The 19,211-nt window shown below is 62.8% G+C and carries 19 protein-coding genes; 12 read left to right on the top strand and 7 right to left on the bottom strand.

From position 1 onward, the window contains the following. Nucleotides 1-14 precede the first annotated feature (14 nt). From ACM608_RS11005 to ACM608_RS10995, 3 genes are read right to left on the bottom strand one after another with little or no spacing between them, the layout of a single operon-like run. A complete protein-coding gene (locus ACM608_RS11005; RefSeq protein ID WP_419683263.1) occupies nt 15-899 on the bottom strand; it encodes an alpha/beta fold hydrolase in 885 nt (294 codons plus the stop codon). Nucleotides 900-906: 7 nt separating this feature from the next. Then, nucleotides 907-2,412, bottom strand: a complete 1,506-nt coding sequence (locus tag ACM608_RS11000; protein ID WP_419683262.1) for a class I adenylate-forming enzyme family protein — start codon at nt 2,410-2,412, stop codon at nt 907-909. Beyond that, the gene (locus ACM608_RS10995) at nt 2,405-3,472 is read right to left on the bottom strand and encodes an amidohydrolase family protein (protein ID WP_419683261.1); all 1,068 of its coding nucleotides are present in this window, start codon (nt 3,470-3,472) and stop codon (nt 2,405-2,407) included. Before ACM608_RS10995 ends, ACM608_RS11000 begins: the two co-directional genes overlap by 8 nt. Nucleotides 3,473-3,722: 250 nt before the next feature. On the opposite strand from ACM608_RS10995, the gene ACM608_RS10990 reads away from it, so the two are divergent. From ACM608_RS10990 to ACM608_RS10950, 9 genes are all read left to right on the top strand, one after another. Beyond that, the gene (locus tag ACM608_RS10990; RefSeq protein ID WP_419683260.1) at nt 3,723-4,841 is read left to right on the top strand and encodes a thiolase C-terminal domain-containing protein; all 1,119 of its coding nucleotides are present in this window, start codon (nt 3,723-3,725) and stop codon (nt 4,839-4,841) included. A 2-nt stretch (nt 4,842-4,843) separates the two neighbouring features. Then, a complete protein-coding gene (locus ACM608_RS10985; protein ID WP_419683259.1) occupies nt 4,844-5,995 on the top strand; it encodes a thiolase C-terminal domain-containing protein in 1,152 nt (383 codons plus the stop codon). Between the two features lie 11 nt (nt 5,996-6,006). Next, nucleotides 6,007-6,933, top strand: coding sequence for an OB-fold domain-containing protein (locus ACM608_RS10980; protein ID WP_419683258.1), 927 nt, complete (start codon nt 6,007-6,009; stop codon nt 6,931-6,933). A 62-nt stretch (nt 6,934-6,995) separates the two neighbouring features. Then, nucleotides 6,996-7,760, top strand: a complete 765-nt coding sequence (locus tag ACM608_RS10975) for an N-acyl homoserine lactonase family protein (RefSeq protein WP_419683257.1) — start codon at nt 6,996-6,998, stop codon at nt 7,758-7,760. A gap of 10 nt (nt 7,761-7,770) precedes the next feature. Next, nucleotides 7,771-8,583, top strand: a complete 813-nt coding sequence (locus ACM608_RS10970) for an enoyl-CoA hydratase/isomerase family protein (RefSeq protein WP_419683256.1) — start codon at nt 7,771-7,773, stop codon at nt 8,581-8,583. A 12-nt stretch (nt 8,584-8,595) separates the two neighbouring features. Continuing rightward, nucleotides 8,596-9,786: an acyl-CoA dehydrogenase gene (locus ACM608_RS10965; protein ID WP_419683255.1), complete on the top strand. Its 1,191-nt coding sequence runs from the start codon at nt 8,596-8,598 to the stop codon at nt 9,784-9,786. Nucleotides 9,787-9,799: 13 nt separating this feature from the next. Beyond that, nucleotides 9,800-10,924 carry an acyl-CoA dehydrogenase family protein gene (locus tag ACM608_RS10960; protein WP_419683254.1) on the top strand — a complete coding sequence of 375 codons (1,125 nt, stop codon included), beginning with the start codon at nt 9,800-9,802 and terminating at the stop codon, nt 10,922-10,924. Beyond that, nucleotides 10,921-11,433 carry an acetyl-CoA carboxylase biotin carboxyl carrier protein gene (locus ACM608_RS10955; protein WP_419683253.1) on the top strand — a complete coding sequence of 171 codons (513 nt, stop codon included), beginning with the start codon at nt 10,921-10,923 and terminating at the stop codon, nt 11,431-11,433. The genes ACM608_RS10960 and ACM608_RS10955 overlap by 4 nt, the downstream gene beginning before the upstream one ends. A 45-nt stretch (nt 11,434-11,478) precedes the next feature. Further along, the gene (locus tag ACM608_RS10950; RefSeq protein ID WP_419683252.1) at nt 11,479-12,939 is read left to right on the top strand and encodes a pyruvate carboxylase; all 1,461 of its coding nucleotides are present in this window, start codon (nt 11,479-11,481) and stop codon (nt 12,937-12,939) included. Here the strand turns inward: ACM608_RS10950 and ACM608_RS10945 are convergent. Both ACM608_RS10945 and ACM608_RS10940 read right to left on the bottom strand, forming a co-directional pair. Continuing rightward, nucleotides 12,917-14,143, bottom strand: coding sequence for an MFS transporter (locus ACM608_RS10945; protein WP_419683251.1), 1,227 nt, complete (start codon nt 14,141-14,143; stop codon nt 12,917-12,919). The two genes, ACM608_RS10950 and ACM608_RS10945, sit on opposite strands and share 23 nt — an antisense overlap. Next, entirely contained in the window at nt 14,140-14,889 is a 750-nt protein-coding gene (locus ACM608_RS10940; protein WP_419683250.1) for a glucose 1-dehydrogenase, read from the bottom strand. Before ACM608_RS10940 ends, ACM608_RS10945 begins: the two co-directional genes overlap by 4 nt. Before the next feature lie 178 nt (nt 14,890-15,067). Between ACM608_RS10940 and ACM608_RS10935 the strand changes: the two genes are divergently transcribed. Beyond that, nucleotides 15,068-16,300 carry a cytochrome P450 gene (locus tag ACM608_RS10935; protein WP_419683249.1) on the top strand — a complete coding sequence of 411 codons (1,233 nt, stop codon included), beginning with the start codon at nt 15,068-15,070 and terminating at the stop codon, nt 16,298-16,300. A gap of 340 nt (nt 16,301-16,640) precedes the next feature. On the opposite strand, the gene ACM608_RS10930 is transcribed toward ACM608_RS10935, so the two are convergent. Continuing rightward, nucleotides 16,641-17,348 (bottom strand): TetR/AcrR family transcriptional regulator, encoded by a 708-nt coding sequence (locus tag ACM608_RS10930; protein WP_419683248.1) that lies wholly within the window; start codon nt 17,346-17,348, stop codon nt 16,641-16,643. Further along, nucleotides 17,326-17,511 carry a hypothetical protein gene (locus ACM608_RS10925; RefSeq protein ID WP_419683247.1) on the bottom strand — a complete coding sequence of 62 codons (186 nt, stop codon included), beginning with the start codon at nt 17,509-17,511 and terminating at the stop codon, nt 17,326-17,328. Before ACM608_RS10925 ends, ACM608_RS10930 begins: the two co-directional genes overlap by 23 nt. Nucleotides 17,512-17,706: 195 nt before the next feature. Between ACM608_RS10925 and ACM608_RS10920 the strand changes: the two genes are divergently transcribed. Continuing rightward, the gene (locus ACM608_RS10920) at nt 17,707-18,081 is read left to right on the top strand and encodes a nuclear transport factor 2 family protein (protein WP_419683246.1); all 375 of its coding nucleotides are present in this window, start codon (nt 17,707-17,709) and stop codon (nt 18,079-18,081) included. A gap of 53 nt (nt 18,082-18,134) precedes the next feature. Next, nucleotides 18,135-19,211, top strand: coding sequence for an LLM class flavin-dependent oxidoreductase (locus tag ACM608_RS10915; RefSeq protein WP_419683245.1), 1,077 nt, complete (start codon nt 18,135-18,137; stop codon nt 19,209-19,211).

The following is a 19,211-nucleotide window of genomic DNA, read 5'->3' as shown; positions in this document are numbered from 1 at the left end:
AACGTTTCTCTTTCCTAGCTTGAAGATCGGGACAGGAAGTCTTCGAGAACGGTCTGGAAGGCTTCGCGGGATTGATGGTGCAGCCAGTGGCTCGCACCCGGGAAGGTCACCAACTCGTGCGATCGCAGACGCAACAGGCGCTCTGCCGGTGGAACCGGGATCCAGCTGCTTTCGCCGTAGGCCAGAAGCGTGGGGCAGGAGATCGCGCCAAGGATCTCGTCGAGATCGGTCCCGTCCGCATCATCGGGCGCACGGAAGCGGCAGGCATTGTCGTACTTCCATCGCAACCCCGATCCGGCAACAGCGACGAGGCCTGTGCGGGTGAGGTGGTCGACGGTGTCCCGATTGATCCCCGGGTTCTGCTCCGCCATCCGATCCGCAGCTTCGGACACGCTCTGGTAGTAGCGCGGCTGGCGCCGGCGTCGGCCGCGCTCGTCCTCGATCCACCGCCGAAGCCTTACCGGATATGAAGTAGGTGATTCCCGTTGTTCGCGAACGATCGGCAATTCGATGCCCTCGATCGTGCAGAGGCTTTGCAGCCGATCCGGGAAGGAGGCCGCAAACCGTAGTGCGATGTGGCCGCCGAGTGAATGGCCGACGAGGTTGATGCCGTTCAGGCCCAGAGTATCGATGATCTCGGCAAGATCGCTGACATAGTTGAACAGACTGTACGATCCATCTTGAGACCAGTCGCTGTCGCCATGGCCGCGCAAGTCGGGCGCGATGACGTTGTAGGCACTGCTCAGGCGGCGAGCGACCCAGTCCCAGCTATGGGCATGGTCGCGCATGCCATGAAGCAGGACCAGCGTCGGCGCACCATCTCGCCTCCAATGGAGCACATGACGACGCGAGCCGCCGAGATCGACAAAGAATGAGGTGGCCTGATCTTCTGATGTCATCGTCTGATCAGGCTAGGGCGGAAGGTGTACGGAGAGCGCGGCGGAGGATCTTGCCCGTCGGCCCCTTCGGCAGCTCTTCGCGAAGGTGGATTTCGGTAGGTACCTTGTACGAGGCCAGGGACGCTCTGCAACATTCCAGGATACGATCAGCGGTTATCCGGCTTCCGACGCTCAGCGCGACATAGGCGATCGGAACTTCGCCGAGAATCTCGTCACCCGCCGCGACCACCGCCGCCTCAGCGACTCCGGGAACCTGATACAGAACCTCTTCGACATCGGCCGGATAGATGTTCTGACCGCCGCGGATGATCACATCCTTCTTGCGATCTACGATGTAGGCGTACCCGTCCTCATCGACATGCCCGATGTCCCCGGTACGCAGCCAGCCGCCTCGCAATGCCATCGTGGTGTCTTCCGGGGCCTCGAAATAACCGGGTGTGACATTCGGGCCGCGAATAACGATCTCGCCATCGGCGCCCGCGGCAAGTTCGCCTCCTTCCTCATCGACGATCGCCAGTTCCATGCCATGCAAAACCCGTCCGATCGTGCGACCGCGCTTCAGCCCGCCTTCGCCGTCCAGCTCGACATGGGTGAGCGTCACCAATGCCGTCGCCTCGGTCAGGCCGTAACCGGTGAGAACCTTCACCCGGGGCGCCACCCGCAGGAGTCGCTGCAAGAGCGCGGAGGGGACTGGCGCCCCGCCGGTCATGATCGTGCGCAGCGACCCGAGGGTCCCCTCGCTGGCGGCAGGATGATCGAGCAATTTCTGCAGCATCGTCGGCACCGCCGGCAGGAAGGTGCAGCCGTGCTCCGCGATCTTAGCGATGACCTTCTCCGCGTCGAAGCGCGGCAGCAACACCATGCGGCAGCCGGTCACCAGCATCGCATTGATGCACTGGTTGAGGCCGAATGTGTTGTAGAGCGGGAGGGCGCAGAGGATGACGGTATCGGGTCCGAGGCCCAGCCAGGCCGGCGTGGCGTCATAGTTGGCCGAAAGGTTGCCGACCGTCAGAATAACGCCCTTGGCCTTGCCGGTCGTGGCGCTGGTCAGGAGCAACATCGCCGGATCGGCTTCCTGCAACTCGGCGACCGGCGGCGGAACGAACCTGGCCTGATCGGAGAGATCGCCCTTCAGCCCGTCCGTGGCGAGCACTATGCAGTCCTCGATCGTGCCGAGTGCGTCGCCATACTGCGGCGAGGTCGCCAGATAGTCGAGCCTGCAGCAGGCGACCGCGTGCCGGATCTCCGCAGGCTTGTACAGAATGTTGATCGGCGTGACGATCGCCCCGAGCCAGAACAGGGCCTGCTGAACGATGATGAAATCGGCCGAGGCCGGATGAAGGATGCCGACGTGAGAGCCGGCCTTGATTCCGTGCGCAGCCAGCCGGGCGGCCATGATGCCTGCTTCCGAGGCCATTTGGGCAAAGGTGAAGCGCGTGTCGCCCACTACGAGGGCGACCGCGTCGGGCGTCCCTGTGGCCCTGTCGAGAAGAGCGCGCACGCGGTTAGGCATGTGATTCGGCCAAGGCCGTGGCAGGCGCCGTAATGCCGTAGGTGGACGCGGCTGTTCCCGAGAACAGGCGCGCGCGTTCTTCGGCGCTCAGGTCACTCGTCAGGCGCTTGAACGCGTTCCACAGCGTCCGGTAGGAATACATCGCCTTGTCGACGGGAAAGTTGCTTTCGAACATGCATCTTTCAGGCCCGAACAGGTCGATGCAGCTCTCGACATACGGCCTCCACGCTTCGGCCAGTTCGTGCGAGCCGGGTGGTGTAGGCCGCTCATGCCACCGCGCGCCGCAGACGATCATGCCGAAACCGCCGATCTTCACCTTCACGTTCGGGCATAGTGACAGATTGGCCATGTCGCGCCGCCAGCTGCGGAAGTTCTCGTCGGCCCCGCCCTCATAGGGGCCGACTCCGATGATGCAGCCGATGTGGTCCAGGACGATCGACAGGCCCGGTCGAGCCTGCGCCAAAGCCGTCAGCTCGGGAATCTGGCGGTGGTAAAGCATCGCATCATAGACGAGACCCGCCGCCTCTACGCGGGCGAGGCCAGCACGATAGTCGCCGTGCGACATGAGTTCGGCGGGTGCAGGACGAAGAACGATGCCGTCAGGAAACAGCGGATCGCGCGACGTGCTGTGGCGGATGCCGCGCAGTCGCCCGGCGGACGCCTCGTGATGGGCCTGCAGCACCTCATCCACCGCATCGCCGAGGGTAAGATCGGCAAATGCGACGATCGCCGCGGCGACGTCGCAAGGCTCGCCCCTGCGTGCCGCCGTCTCGGCCATCGCCGCCACCTTTTCCGTCTCTCCCACGGGCGCGAGGTGAGATGGGCCATCTGTCCGATAGCCGTAATGCGCCTGCACGAACACGGTGGCAGCGACGGCATGTCCGTCGTGCACATCCGTCAGCAAATTGCCCAACAGATACGGACGTCCATCCTGTTCCCAAAGATGGTGATGGGCGTCGATGATCGGAAGATGCGGCTCCAGCACATCTTCGTGCACATGGCTGAGCCAGTTCGGGTCGGGCGGCGGGTAGCGGTACCGCCCAGTCACATCCAAACCCATTCCGGCGCCTCTCACGTATCGTTGTCCCGATGATGTTTCGGGTTAGTGCAAAATGCAATGGAGAGAATGGACTGCCCTTCGGAGAGAAAGCACGTTTCGGCGTTTCGAAAGAATCCGACAAAACGTCGAAAACGGTTGACGGGCTTCTTCCCGCCGTCCTAACCACTGGAGGACGAGGCGCGCCGATCTCGAAGGGGCAATCCGCTTAATCGGGCTGCGGGCGAGCGTCGCTGGGATGAGGGATGTACTGATGGCGCTAAGCAAGGTGGGGGTCGTTGCGACCGCCCAGACGGAACTTCGGCCTGCCTGGAGCAATGCTCAACATATCGATCTGATCTCCTCGGTGGTCACTTCGGTGTTCAAGGGCACTGGACTTACGCTCGACGATGTCGACTTCATCATCGACTCCGGCAGCGACGTGCTGGACGGTCGTTCGATCTCGAACTGCGGATTCCTCGGTGCGCTTGGCGCGCATCACAAGGAAGAGGCGCGCGTCGAGGAGGACGGGCTCTGGGGCGCACTGTACGGCGTCAACAAAATCCGCGCCGGCTCATCGGCGCTAGGGCTTATCGTCGCCTATTCGAAGCCATCCGAGTCCAACGTAGACCTTTATTGGAACGCGCAGGTCGAGCCTTTCTACCAGCGCCCTGTAGGGTTCGGTCAGCGCGCGGCGAACGGCATTCAGGCGCAGCGCTATCTGGCATCCAGCGGGATTTCGCGCGAGGATCTGGCGCAGATCGTGGCGGATCGCTGGTCCGCGGCCTCGGCGTCGGGCAATGTCCCGATCGAGGACTTGCCGGATGCGCAGGCGGTTCTCGCCTCCGACGAGGGTGCGGCCCCGCTGACCAAGTTGATGTTCGCACGTCCGGTCGACGGTGCGGTGGCTGTCCTGATCGCGCGCGAGGACATTGCTCGCCGTGCGAGCCGTTCGCCGGTGTTCATCACGGGCATGGGCACCTCGATGGACACGCATAGCTTTGCCGAGCGAGCGGCGGGCAAGCTGGCGTCGGCCGCCTCTGCGGCGGAGATGGCGTACCGCAACGCCGGCTGGACTTCGGTCGAGGCGGACGTGGCGGAAGTGAGCGGATCGTCGGTCGTCGGCGAGCTTCTGGCGATCGAGGCACTCGGTCTTGCGGAAGCCGGTCAGGGGAGCGCGGCTCTCAAGGCGGGCAAGACAGCGATCAATCGTTCGGGCGGCGCCCTTCCAGCGGACCCGATCATGGCCACCGGCCTGGTTCGACTGGCGGAAGCGACGCGTCAGCTCAGCCTTCCCGAGCTCTACGACGGCGGCAGCCCCAGCCGGGCGGTCGTTCATGGCGCCGGCGGCGTCGGCATGCAGAACAACTGCGTCTTCACTCTCGAGGTTTGATCATGGGCCGTCACGTAGGAATCGTCGGGGTCGGTCAGACCCATCATTCGCGCCGCCGGACCGATGTCAGCCAGGCGGGCCTCGTTCGCGAAGCCGTCAATCGGGCACTCGCCGACGCCAAGCTCAGCATGGACGACATCGATACGGTCGTCGTCGCGACAGGCCCCGTGCTCTTCGCCGCGGTGAACCAGCCGGAGAAGTGGGTAGTCGATGCGATCGGCGCGCAGGGCAAGTCGGTGGTGCGCCTGACCAGCGGCGGCGGCGCAGGCTTCGCCGGTGCGTTGGCCGGCTACTATCAGGTCGCCGGCGGCTTTTCCGAACGCACCTTGGTGGTGGCGTACGACAAGCTGTCCGAGGGCCAGCTGCAATATTCCATCTCGACGCTCTACGATCCGTTCTGGGGTCGTGAGTTCGCGGTCGGCATCATGGGCTTCTCAGCGGCCTATTGGCGGGCGCGCATGGACGTGCTGGGCCATACCGAAGAAGCGGCTGCGATGGTCGCGGCGAAGAACCGCAAGAATGCGATCGCCAACCCGTATGCGCATGTGAAGAAGGAGGTCACGGTCGAGGACGTCCTGAACTCCAAGCCGCTCTGCTGGCCGATCAAGCTGCTTGATGTCCCGCCGATTTCGGACGGGGCCGCGGCCATCGTGCTTGCGTCGGAAAAGGTCGCCCATCACTCCACCGGTCGTCCGGCATGGATCCGCGGGATCGCCTATTGCTGCGAAGCCGACAACGCGCCGGAGCGTTCTCTCATGCTGTCGGAGCCGCTGGCGATCGCCAGCCGGCGGGTCTACCAGGCAGCCGGGATCACCAATCCACGCCGCCAATTCGATGTCGTCGAGGTGCAGGAGCCGTATTCCTGCTTCGAGCTGAACTATTACGAGAGCCTCGGTCTCTGCCCGCCGGGGCAGGCGGCGGACCTGATCGCCTCCGGCGCGACCCAGCTGGACGGTGATATTCCGGTGAACCCGTCCGGCGGCTGCATGGGGGCGAACCCCATCGGCGCGGTCGGCGTCATCCGGCTGATCGAGGCTGCGACCCAGGTCATGGGTCGTAATGAATCGCACCAGATCAAGGGCGCGGAGACAGCCCTCGTTCAATCCGGCGGTGGCTGGGCCAATCTGCGCGGCTGCGCCGTGCTGAGCGCGTAAGGAGATACAGGATGTACTCGGCTCCCGACAGCTATGCCATCGATCTTCCGACCTTCCACAGCGAGATCAATCTTCCCTATACGCTGACGCCCGGCCGCGCGGCAGGCACCTTCCTGGCGGAGGTGAAGAACAAGCGCATCATCGGATCGCGCTTCGCTTCGGGCCATGTCGAGGCGCCGGCGCAGGATTTCTCCTCCACCGGCGGTGAAGAGCTGGAGTCCTTCGTCGAGGCGCCGCAGACCGGCGAACTGACCGCGTTCACGCGTGTCGACGGCAATGTCATCGGCCTCATTCGCCTGGACGGCTGCGACAACACGTTCCCGCATCGCATTCTCGCCGACTTCGACAAGCTTGAGGTCGGGCAGCGCGTCCAAGCTGAATGGGACGAGGGTGTCGAGGGATCGGTCCTCTCGATCAAGGGTTTCACGCTTGCGCCGGACGCACCGGCCGGCACGGTCCGGCCGATCGATGGCACTGAGGAGCCTGTCCAGGTCGTGCCCTACAAGATGGCCCTCCAGTACGAACATGCATATGGTCCCTATTACGGGCGCATGTTCGACGAGATCCGCGCCAACGGAACCATCGTCGGCGTTCGTTCCCCGGGTGTCGACTCGGCGCTTCTTCCCCCGCGCGAGATCGACGATGTCACACATGCCCGGACAGGGACGTGGAAGGCTTGCGCGGATACGGGCACCATCCGCGCCTGCTCGATCATCAACATGGAGGTCTATGGTCAGACCCGGGAGGTGCCGTATGTCTATGCGGAGATTGTGCTGGACGGGGCCTCCACACGCATGATCCATGTCATCGAGATCGACGATCTCGAAACCGCGAAGAAGACGATCAAGCCAGGCACGCGCGTCAAGGCGGTCTGGACCAAGGGCGAGCGCAAGGGGCGCGTCTCCGACATCGAACGCTTCGAGGTTATCGACGCGTGACCCACTATCGGATCTCCTCGCTCCGGGTCGGAGAACTGTACCTGCCGCATGGCGGATCGCTGATGCGCGATCCGATCCATTGCTGGCTGGTGCAGGGGGAGGGCCGGAATATCCTGGTCGATACCGGGATGGCGGACCTTCCGCTCATTGAGCGCCGGCTGAAGGTGCAGGGAACCGGCGGTGGGCATGAAGGGCTGCGCTCTGCCCTCGCCGAACACGGGCTTACCCCCGATGACATCGGTCACGTCGTCCTGACGCACATGCATTTCGACCATGCGGATAATCTGGACCTGTTCCCGAACGCCTGTGTCGTGGTCCAGCGGCGAGAGTTGATGGCCGCCATCGATCCCGTGCCCTCGCAGCGGATCTATTACTGGCAGACGACGATCGACAATCTGATCGCGCGCAAGCGCCCGAACCAGCTGGTGCTCGTCGATGGCGACCATGATCTGTTTCCGGGCATCCGCCTGCTTTCGGTGCCCAGCCATACCGAGGGGATGCAGGTTGTGATCGTCAGCACGGAGAAGGGGCGCGCGGCGCTCGTCTCCGACCTGGGCGACCACTATCGCTACTGGTACCCGGCGGATCCCCGCGCCACGGATCGGCCCCAACGCTCGCTCACCGGAGCGTTTCTGACCGGCAACATCCGCAGCGAGAGCGAGCGCGACTGGCAAAAGGCCATGCGGCGTGTGCTGGACAACAGCGACATCGTCGTGCCCGCGCACGACTTCCGCATTCCGCGCAGCATTCCCGACGAATGGTTCGCGATCCCCGAGTCCACGGCCGGCGATCTGGCGCATGTGCCGCCCCAGCCGCCATCGAATTGAAGGTACGACCATGAGCTATCAGGACATCATTTTCGAGGTGAGCGATCGGATCGCGGTCGTAACACTCAATCGCCCCGACTCCATGAATGCCACCACGGATCGGCTGTATGGCGAGTTGCAGGACCTCATTCCCAAGCTGCGCAAGGACCCTGAGGTGGGCTGTGTCATCCTGACCGGAGCGGGTCGTGGGTTCTGCGCCGGCGCGGACCTGAAGAACCGCCGCACCGACCTGAGCCCGCTGCAACTCAGCGCCCGGCATCGGTGGATCCTGACGGAGATCATGGAACCTCTTTATCGCCTGGAGAAACCGGTAATCGCCGCCGTCAACGGTGCGGCCGCCGGCGCTGGCGCCAACATACCGTTGGCGTGTGACTTCGTCATTGCCAGCGATCGGGCGAGCTTCACCCAGTCCTTCGCCAAGGTCGGCTTGGTTCCTGATTTCGGCGGCTTGTACTTCCTCCAGCGCGCTGTGGGCCTGGCACGCGCGAAGGAGCTGGCGTTCACAGCACGCAAGGTCGATGCCGCAGAGGCGTTGGAGATCGGGCTCGTCAGCAAGGTCGTTCCGCATGACGATCTGCTGACGGAAGCGCGCGCCATGGCGGCGCTGATCGTCCAGAATGCTCCGACATCGGTCGCGCTCAGCAAAAGCCTGCTCAACAAGTCGGAATATGCGACATTCGACCAGATGGTTGAGTATGAGGTCTTCGCTCAGACGATCTCTTTCGTGACTCCCGACTATATGGAGGGAGTCATGGCGTTCCGAGAGAAGCGGAAGCCCAACTTCACGTCCGGACCGGCCCAGGTCGACGACAGCTGGCGCTAAGAGGAGCCCGACGTGGACTTCAACTATTCTCCCGAAGAAGAGCAGTTCCGACGCGAGCTTCGGGGCTGGCTAAAGGACGCGCTTCCACAAGGTTGGGGTGAAACCGCCTTCGAGCCCGAAGAGGAAGAAGAGCGGGCGATGTTCCGGCTTGCCTGGGAGCGAAAGCTTTATTCAGGCGGCTGGAGCGGCATCAACTGGCCCAAGGAATATGGCGGTCGCGGCGCGACGCTGATCGAGCGCGCGATCTTCGCCGAGGAGATGGCGCGCGCGATGGCGCCCGAAGGGCTGAACATCATCGGCCATAACCTCGCCGGCACGACGATCCTGCGGCACGGCACAGAAGCCCAGAAGAAGCGCTTCCTGCCGAAGATCATCTCCTCGGACGAGGTCTGGTGCCAGGGCTTTTCGGAGCCGAATGCCGGCTCCGATCTCGCCTCGGTGCGCACCCGCGCGGAGCGTCGGGGAGACAAGTTTGTCGTCAACGGCCAGAAGATCTGGACGAGCTACGCACAATATTCGCAATGGTGTTTCGCGCTGGTTCGAACCGATCCGGACGCCCCGAAGCACAAGGGCCTAAGCTTCCTCCTGATCGACATGAGCAGTCCCGGAATTTCCATCCGGCCGCTCCGGCAGATCTCCGGCGAGTACGAGTTCAACGAGACCTTCTTCGACGATGTCGAGGTTCCGGTCGAAAACATCGTGGGCGACATCAACGATGGTTGGCGTATCGCGATGACGACACTCGCCTATGAGCGGGGCCCCGAGGATGCTCTTGGACGCCAGATCCGCTTCAAGCAGGAACTCGACAAGCTCATCGAGTCGGCCGCAGAGCTGAAGCGTGGTGGCGGGAGCGCCATCGACGATCCACTGGTTCGCCAGAAGCTCGCCCGCTCGATCACCGAGGTCGAGATCATGCGGTTGAATGCGGTAAGGACCTTCAGCAAGTATCTGAACGGTGAAGATCGGGGTCCGGACGCGTCGCTGATCAAACTCTATTGGAGCCACGCCGCGCAGCGGATGAACGAGTCTGCGCTGGACATCCTCGGGCCGACTGCGCCCATCAGCGGCAACGACCCGCTGAGTACCGCCAGTGGCCGCTTCCAGTTGAGCTATCTCCAGTCGAAGGCCTTCACCATCTATTCCGGCTCCTCGGAGATCCAGCGGAACATCATCGGCGAGCGCATGCTCGGCCTGCCACGATAACGAGGGGGACTCCGTGGATTTTAGCTTCAGTGAGGAGCAGAAGAGCCTTGGCGAGACCGTCGCTCAACTCGTTGCCGACCACACGCGCCTGATCGATCCGGATCCCGTCGCCGCTGCCGGAGGGGATGTCTGGACCGCCCTCGCCGAGCTTGGGCTGTTCTCGCTGCTCGTGCCGGAGGAGCATGGGGGCGTCGGCCTTTCGGTGCTCGACCTGGGGCTCGCAATCGAGGCGCTCGGGGCCGGGCTGGCACCGCCGCTGGTCGCCTCCACGCTGATCGCGACCGATCTGATCGTACGGCATGGCTCTCCGAGCCAGCAGGACAGGTATCTTCCCTCCATCGCCACCGGAGAGCTGAAGATCGCAATCGCGACATCGGAAAGTGACTCTGGATATGATCCGGCCGAGGTTCGCTCCGCAGTCGAAGCGGGCGTTCTGAGCGGCAGCAAGATCCTGGTCGCCGGTTCCGGCGAGGCGGGCCTGTTCCTCGTTCTGGCGAAGGCGGAGGGCGCGGCGCGCGTTCTCCTGGTGCCGGCCAATGCCTCAGGAGTCCACGTCCGCACGCATGAGGACATCGATCCATCCGCTTCCCTCGGAGAACTCACCCTGGATCGCGTTTCGATTTCGTCCGACGAAGTGCTCGGCGGTAATCGTCCGGCGGCAGCGGTGGAGCGCCTGATCGATGTCGCCGCAACCACCTATAGCGGTCTCGCGATCGGAATCGCCGCGCGCATGCTCGCTACGGCCGTGGAATACGCCAAGACCCGTATCCAGTTCGGGCAGGCGATCGGCGCCTTTCAGTCGATCAAGCATCGCTGCGCCGACATGGCGATGATGGTCGAGGCGGGCCGATCCGCCGCATATTACGCTTTCTGGACAATCGGTGAGGTGGCGCCGGATGCCAGCCGCGCAAGCTCGATGGCCAAGGCCTATTGCGGCGAGGTGGCGCGGGACGTCTGCAACGACACGATCCAGATCCATGGCGGCATGGGCTTTACCTGGGAGTTGGGCCTTCACCGCTTCCTGCGGCGCGCCAAGGTGCTGGAGCACGCATTCGGCAATCACAGCTGGCATTACGAGCGGGTGGTGGCGCAGACTTTGGCCCTCATGGATGACTCGCGCGGACTGCAAGCGGGATGAGCGAGCAGATAACGCGCGACATCGCTGCCCTTGCCGAGTTGTTCAAGGCTGGGGGCTGGAGCGAACTCCGGGTCGAGGGCGGCGGCATCAGCCTGCTCTTTTCCAATGATCCCGATTCTACTTCAAATGGCGGGTCGGCCCTTGCAGCCCCGGCTGCGCCTGAAAAGGGCGCCCGGCCTCCACAGGCACCTGCCGCAGCAGGGCAGAAGGTGGATCCTGTGCCCGACCGTCGGGAAAAGCGCGCCAGTGGCGGCGTGATCGATCCCGATTGGGTGGCCGTCACGGCGCCAAATCTCGGCACGTTCTACCGCTCACCGAAGCCTGGCGCCGCCCCCTTCGTGGAAGTCGGCCAGCGGGTGGAGCCCTCTACCGAGATCTGCCTGATCGAGGTGATGAAGCTGTTCACCTCCGTGAAAGCCGGCCTGTCGGGCACCGTGCGGCATGTCGCCGTCGATGACGGCGCGCTGGTCGAGGGTGGCCAGACGCTTGCCTACATCGAGATTAACTGAACTCGTGATTGATCCCCTTCCCAGGGAAGGGCGGGAGTTTTGAACATGGCACATATCGAATTCCTCGACGAAACGATGCGGGATGGGCAGCAGAGCCTTTGGGGCCTGCGTATGCGTGCCGGCATGGCGTTGCCGGTCTCTCCTTTGCTCGACAAGACCGGGTTCAAGACCATCGACCTGACCGGTGGCGGCATGCTCGACGTGCTCACCCGCTATTGTCAGGAGAACTATTGGGAGGGCCTGGACCTCCTCGTCGCCTCGATGCCGAATACGCCGCTTCGCGCGGGGCTTCGCGCCAATGCCAATGTCACGTTCAGCGTTAGCCCGCGCGCCTTGATGGACCTCTGGGTCCGCCGTCTTTGCGCGCATGGGGTACGCTCGTTTTGGATCTACGACGTGCTGTTCGGCTTCGAAAACATGCTCCGCCTCGCCAAGGTCGCGAAGGAAAGCGACGCGTGGGTGGCGGCCGCGGTGATGTTCGCGCTCTCGCCGGTCCACACCGATGCCTATTACGCCGAGAAGGTTCGCGTTCTCGCCGCGAGCCCCGATGTGGACAGCATCCTGCTCTACGATACGGCCGGGGTCCTGGAAAAGGAGCGGCTGCAGACGCTGCTGCCCGGTATCGTCGCGGCGGCGAACGGGAAGCCGATCGAGTTCCACGCGAACAACCTGCTCGGCCAGACGGCCAAGGCTTATCTGGACGCTGTCGATCTTGGCGTCTCCGTGCTACACACCGCCAGCATGCCGATGGCGAATGGCCCGTCGGTGCCGGCCACCGAGACGATGGTCCGCAACATCGAACTCAAGGGGCACACCCACAATCTCGACACCAGCCTCTTCCAGCCGGTCGCCGATCACTTCCGGGCAGTCGGCAAGGCTGCGGGCTTCCTGGTCGACCAGCATGCCGAGTACGACATCTTCTCGATCGAGCATCAGATCCCGGGCGGGATGATGGGCACGTTTAAGGCCCAGCTTGCCATGCACAACATGACGGACCGCATCAGCGACGTTCTGGCGGAGGTGGCGGCCGTGCGCCGGGATCTGGGCTATCCGGGCATGGCGACCCCCTTCAGCCAGCTGGTGGGTATCCAGGCGGTTCTGAACATCGTGACGGGGAAGCGGTACGGCACCGTTCCCGACGAGGTGGTGCAGTATGCCGCAGGGTTCTACGGCGAGACGGTCGCGCCAATCGATGCGGACGTGATGGATCGCATCATGGCAAGCGCGCGCGCCAAGGAGGTGCTCGACAATCCGCCGGCCGATCCCAGCCTTGAGGACCTGAAGAAGCAGTACGGCACGGACGACGAGGACGAACTGATCATGCGCGCCACGGTGCCGCAGGCCGACATCGACAAGATGCGGGCGGCCGGCCCGGTGCGACGGGACTATCCGCTGCTTTCCTCCCCTGAGCTCGAGCAGGTCCGCAAGCTGATGCAGGTCGCCACCATGCCGGTAGTCGAGATCAAGACCTCAGGACTGAACGTCAGCCTTCGGCGCGATCGCTGACCGGGTAGCGGCCGAGCCCCAGGAGCCCGGCCGCGCCGCCCACGAGCAGCAACGCGGAAAAGATCAGCGGCATGCCATAGCCGCCGCTGTGATCCCGCATCGTGCCGAAGACGAGCGGAGCGGCACCGGCCGCTACCGCAAGGAACATGTAGAGCCGACCGTAGATGCGGGCGTAGTCGGACATTCCGAAGTATCGTGCGACCAGGAAGCCGAGCATGTCGAACTCCATGCCTGTGGCGATCCCGATCAGCGCTGCGGCGAGCGCATAGACGACCATCGGTCCACCCGCCGAGATGGCGAGACACCCAATTGCGGCGGGGATGAGGACGCAAGCCGCCACGGCGGGTGCCCAGACCCGATCGATCAGTGCGCCGACGGCAATCCGCCCGGCGATCAGCGTAAGCCCAAGTAATGACAGGATTGAGAGCGCATCGTCCCTCGCCACCCCCTTCTCACTCAGCACCGGCACAAGGTTGGGGATGAATCCGCCCACAGCGACGTAGACCGCAGCCGTAGAGAGGCCGAGCAGCCAGAAGCGCCAGCTTCCATGCGCCAAAGGGTTTATAGCATCCTGGTGTTCCTTGCCGCGCTTCCCCTCAGGCCTGTCCTCCGTCTTGGGTGCCGGCAGCAGAGCAAAGCAGAGGGGAAGTATCGCCGCGAGCGTGACCGTCGCGAGCAGGCCATAGGCATAGCGCCAGCCGCCCAGATCAAGACCGAAAGCGGCGATGTGCGGCATCAGGATGGCGGACAGCCCCGTCCCCGATAGTGCAATGCCCAGAGCCAACCCGCGATTCCGATCGAAGTGGGTGGCGATCAAGTTGCTCCAGGTGACCGCGCTGGCCCCCGATCCGGCCACCGCTATCAGTGCATAAGCCAGGTACATATGCCAGATCGCACCCGTCATTTGCGTCGCCAGCCCGAGCGCACATCCAACGCCTGCCACGCCGGAAAGGATAGCTGGGCGCAGCCCGACGCGGCGCACCAGCCAGCCCGCCAGCGGTCCCCCGATGAGACCAAGGCCCGTGCTGAAAAGGATCGCTCCCTGTATGGCGCCCTGGCTCCAGCCGAACTCGGCATGAAGCGGAGCGGCCAGAATGCCGATGGTATAAACGGGGAGGGTGGTCGGCGCGCACATCAGCCCCACGGCTGTCAGCAGCACGAGGTGCCAGCCGCGCCGCCACTCCCCAGCCTGCGCCGATGTCACAGGGCGGTAAGACCGCCATCGATGATGTATTCGGACCCCGTGATGAAGCGCGCCTCATCCGAAGCGAGGAACACGACGAGATTGGAGACGTCCTCCACCTCGCCGACGCTCTTGATGGGCACCGAGGCGCTGGCGACCTTGATCTGATCGTCATCCAGAGCCGCCGTCATCATCGGGGTCCGGATGTAGCCAGGATGGACCGAGTTCGCGCGAATCTTGTGCTCGCCAAATTCAATGGCGACCTGCTTCGTGATCCCGCGCACGGCGAACTTGCTTGCCGCATAGGCAACGTTCGGCGTCCCGTAGATCGCGACGATGCCCGAAATCGAGGAGACATTTACGATCGAACCGCCGCCGCCGCGGATCATCGAAGGAATGACATGCTTTGTGCCGAGGAAAACAGCCGTCTGGTTGATTGCGCAAACCTTGGTGAAGTCCGCCAGCGCCAGTTCGGTGGCCTTTGCGCCCGGACCGAGGATGCCGGCGTTGTTCACGAGGATGCTGACCGGCCCGAAGCGCTCCTCTGCGGACTCGATCACCTTCTGCCAATCGCCCTCATCGGAAACGTCGTGCCGGACGAAGAGGGATTGCGCGCCGAGCTCGTTCTCCAACGCAGCTCCAGCGGCCTCGTTGATGTCCGTGAATATCGTTCTCGCGCCTTCACGAACGAAGCGGCGTGCGTGCTCAGCGCCCATGCCCTGCGCCGCGCCGGTGATAATGGCGACTTTACCTCCCAACTTACCCATCGATCTCTCTCCAAAACCCGACCTTATGTCGGAAAATTCGCTCCACTGCGTTCGCGTCGCGCTTCACCGCAGGCACTAACACGCAAAATTCCCGACGAAAATTCTTTATACTTCCCATCGCCGCGGATATCATGCGGCCACAGCGGAGTGCTATGAGCGCCGAAAGCGGAGAGGCCAGATGGAAGTTGGTGTCAAAGAGCCGGTCGACAATGTGGTGAGTCGGCCTGTCAACGTTCCCGCCGATCGCGTGATCGATTTCGATATCTATCGCGACGTGCCTGAGGAACTGGATTTTCACCAGAGCTGGCGCCAGCTGATGGACACGGTTCCCTATCCGCTCATGTGGACACCGCACAACGGTGGCCATTGGGTGGCATTCAAGGCGAGTGTCTCGGACATCGTCATGTCTGATTCGGAGCGGTTCTCCAATCATACCGTTCTCGTCCCGAAGGAGACGGCAGGGGAGGCCTATCGCCTTATTCCGCTCTCGCTGGATCCGCCGGAGCATCGCCCGTTTCGGAATCTTCTCAACGATAACCTCGGGCCGAAGCCACTTAAGCCTGTCGAGGACACGATCGTCGATCTGACCGTCAGCCTCATCGAGGGCTTTCGGCCGAAGGGCCGTTGTAACTTCGTGCATGAATTTGCCGAGCAGCTTCCGGTCCGCATCTTCATGCAGATCGTCGATCTGCCGGTCGCGGACCTGCCCAAGTTAAAGCATCTCGCCGACCAGTTCACCCGACCGGACGGTTCTCTGACCTATCCGGAAGTTGCGCAGCTTTTCCGTGAGTATCTGGATCCGGTCATAAAGGCGCGGCGTGGCGCCGGAGGGCAGGACATGCTGAGCCGGATGATCAACGGTCAGGTCGGTGGACGCGAACTCTCGGATCTCGAGGCGCAGAACATCTGCATCCAGGTGCTGGTCGGTGGCCTCGATACCGTCGTGAACATGCTCGGCTTCACCTTCTCGTACCTCGCTAAGGATCATGATCTCCGCCAGGCGATTGCCGCCGATCCGTCGCGGATCGACGACGCGCTTCTGGAATTCTTCCGCCGATTCCCGGTTGTCTCCTCGGCCCGGGAGGTTCGTGGAGACATCGACTTCGAGGGAGTGAACCTGAAAGCCGGCGACATGGTCATGGCACCGACCATCGTCGTCGCGATTGACGACGAGATGAACGACAATCCGCTCGACTTCCAACTTAATCGACCGGCACGCAAGCATTCGACCTTCGGCAAGGGCTCCCATACCTGCCCGGGTGCCCATCTCGCCCGGATGGAGATGAAGATCGTGCTGCGCGAGTGGTTTGCGCGCATTCCGGAATTCCGCATCGCAGGCGACGAGCCTCTGCGTTACACCAACGGCATCGTCGGTAGCGTCAAACCCTTCGTTCTGGAGTGGGACATATAGGGCATCAGGCGCGCCGCTCAGCATATGCCTGATATGTAGCTCGACCTTCGCCCATCTTATTGCGTTCGCCGAACGACGGTCACCTTCGGCTCTTTCAAGTGGAGCGTGGATGATCGTGGCATCGGGTATGCTCGTATCCCGGCGCTCGTCTGAGCAGCGGCTGGTAGCGAGTGATGTCCGACTGTTTGCACATGCTAAGATACCGCTCGGAAAGTGGCATCCAGCAGCCTCCAAGGCTCAACTGGGCCGAGGCGTTCGCTCTTTCGCCGACCCGATGGCGCGCCACGACCGGGCACCGCCGTGCGCGCTTTTACCGGCGGATCGCTTGCCTAAATAGCCGCTAGGTGCGGGAGGCCTTCGCCTCCATTTCCAACATCCTGATCAGGCGGTCGGCCATGTCCGCGCTTGCCTTGGTCAGGTTGCGAGGCTTTCGATAGAGCAGCCAGGTGATAATGAGCTGGTTCACGCTGCCGATGACCAGCGCCACCGTCTCATAGGCGTTCCTGTTCGGCGCTACCCATCCTTCCGCGACACCCTCGCGCACCAGGAACAGGATGACGCGGGTGAAGTCATCGATACTGTGGCGCAGTTCGGTGTCGCTGACGAACACGCTAGGCCAGATTTCGAGATATAGCAGACGCGCCCACTCCGCATGCTCGCGCGCATAATCCGCCGACATCGTGAGATAGGTCTCAAGCCTGCTCCTCGCCGACAGCCGAGACGGCGCACTGGCTTGATAGGTCGTAAAAAACTCCGCCAGATGCGACAGGGGGACGTCGTAGGCGAGATCTTCCTTGCTCTTGTAATATTCATAGAGAGTCGAGGTCGAGATACCGGCTTCGGCTGCGATGTCGGCGATCCGAGACCTGGAGATGCCATCCCGCGCGAAGACGCGCAGTGCTGCGTTCAGGATTTGCTGCTCGGTTCGTTTGCTGCGATCCTGCTTCCGCTCGGTGGCTCGCTTCGGCCGATGCGCGATTTGCTCAAGAAGGTCGTCCCAAGCGGGGCCCGCCCCCGCGCGAACATCAGCACTGTTCTTCGTCGCCAACACGCATCTCCAACTCGTCCGCCGCTTTCGCCTGGCGCACGCACCGAACCACATTCGCTTTTCTGCAATGCGGCGCAAGCCCGAGATTGGGGAAGAGTTGATGATTCCTCATGTTTACCGAATGGCCTTGTGAGATGGTGCGGTGAACGAGCGCGGTCAGCAACCTCGGTTTCCCGACAAAACGTCGAGTTTTGTGATTGACCGGACCGTGGGTGGGTTGTAGCAATCATCCATAACAAGGCGAGCTGCTCCAGTGCGGCCGCCGCTCACAGGCGGAGAGGACGACGGGCATGCTCTGTATGATGTCGAAGCGGTTTCCGACGCTTTGTCGTGAGCACCGTCGCTAGGAGAGTTCGATATGGATTTCGCCGCGGCTGCCGAGCGCATTGTGAATGCGTACAATCACAAAGACTTCGAGGCTCTCGAGCACCTCATCGCGGCGGACCTCGACTTCGCCCACTACAACCGTGACTTTGTTCTTACTAGCCGCGATGCACTTCTTGAGGTGCTGCGAAACTTCGCGGCTACCTACGTACCGGACCGGCACTTCGAGGAGCCGGAGCGGGTGATCGTGTCGCAAAACATCGTTGTGCGTGAGGCCTGGTATGTCGGAACCGCTGCAGTCGATCTGCCCGGGTTCGGAGCCGCAGGTGAGGCCTTCCGCCTCAAGTTCTGCAGTGTCATGCGGTTCGACACGGAGGGCAAGTTGATCGAGTGGAAGGATCACGGCTGATTTTAGCCTACCGAATGAGATGAGCGGGAGAAGGTAGGGTTATGCAAGTTGGAATGTTTCAGACGCCTTTTCTGCGTCCGGAAAGGTCTGCTCGACAGGTCTTCGAGTGGGCTATTCGGCAGGCGATCTTTGCTGACAAGATCGGCTTCAGTGAATACTGGATCGGCGAACATGCAACCCTGAACTGGGAAGGAATTCCCAGTCCGGAGCTGGTGATTGCAGCTGCAGCCTTGCAGACGAGCAGGATCAAGTTCGGCCCCCTAGCGCATCTTCTTCCCTATCATCACCCCGCAACGCTCGCGATACAAACGGCTTGGCTCAGCCAGATTTTGGAGGGGCGCTACATGCTGGGGGTCGCGACCGGCGCGTATCCGACCGATGCCGCCCTGCGGGGCATAAGTGATCTTTCCAAGAACCATCCGATGATGCTCGAGGCGATCGACATCATGGAGCGCGTGTGGAAAGGCGAGCCCTTCCAGTTCGAAGGCACTTACTGGGATGCGGGCTTCCCCGAGGCTGATGGCAAGAAGAAGCTGAGGGACGTTCGCCCTTGGGGTGGATCGATGCAGATGGCGATGACGGGGCTGAGCGCGCCCTCGCCGTCGATCAGCTTCGCGGGGCAACACGGGTTCATTCCGGCCTCGGTTTACGCCGGCAACGATTTCCTTCGCAGTCACTTCCAGACCTATCGTGAGAAGATGGAAGAGGCGGGGCGCCCGTCGGATCGGTTGATGCATCGCGTCGTTCGCGACGTGATCGTCGCAGAGACTGACGAGGAAGCGCGAAAGATGGCGATCGATGGCGGCATCGGTCTGGCCTGGGATGAGTACATCCGGCCGACGTATGAGCGCTTCGGCGTGCTGAAGCACCTCGTCCACGATCCCTCAATGGACCTGACCAAGGTCGACGCCGAGTACCTTGCCGAGCATGTCTGGATCGTTGGTTCGGTGGAGACCGTGCGCCAGAAGATGGATGCGTGGATCGACGATCTCGGTGGCCCGTTCGGCACGCTGCTGATCTACAGCCACGACTATATCGATAATCCCGAACCTTGGGAGCACTCGATGCAGTTGCTGGTCAACGAAGTTGTTCCCAAGCTGGCGACTTCTGCCGAGGTCGAAGCGGCCTGA

This window comes from Sphingomonas sp. ID0503, assembly GCF_048565625.1.
Lineage (GTDB): Bacteria > Pseudomonadota > Alphaproteobacteria > Sphingomonadales > Sphingomonadaceae > JBLZUR01.
Note: the sequence above shows the minus strand (reverse complement) of the source record. Positions and strands in the feature narration are given on the sequence as shown.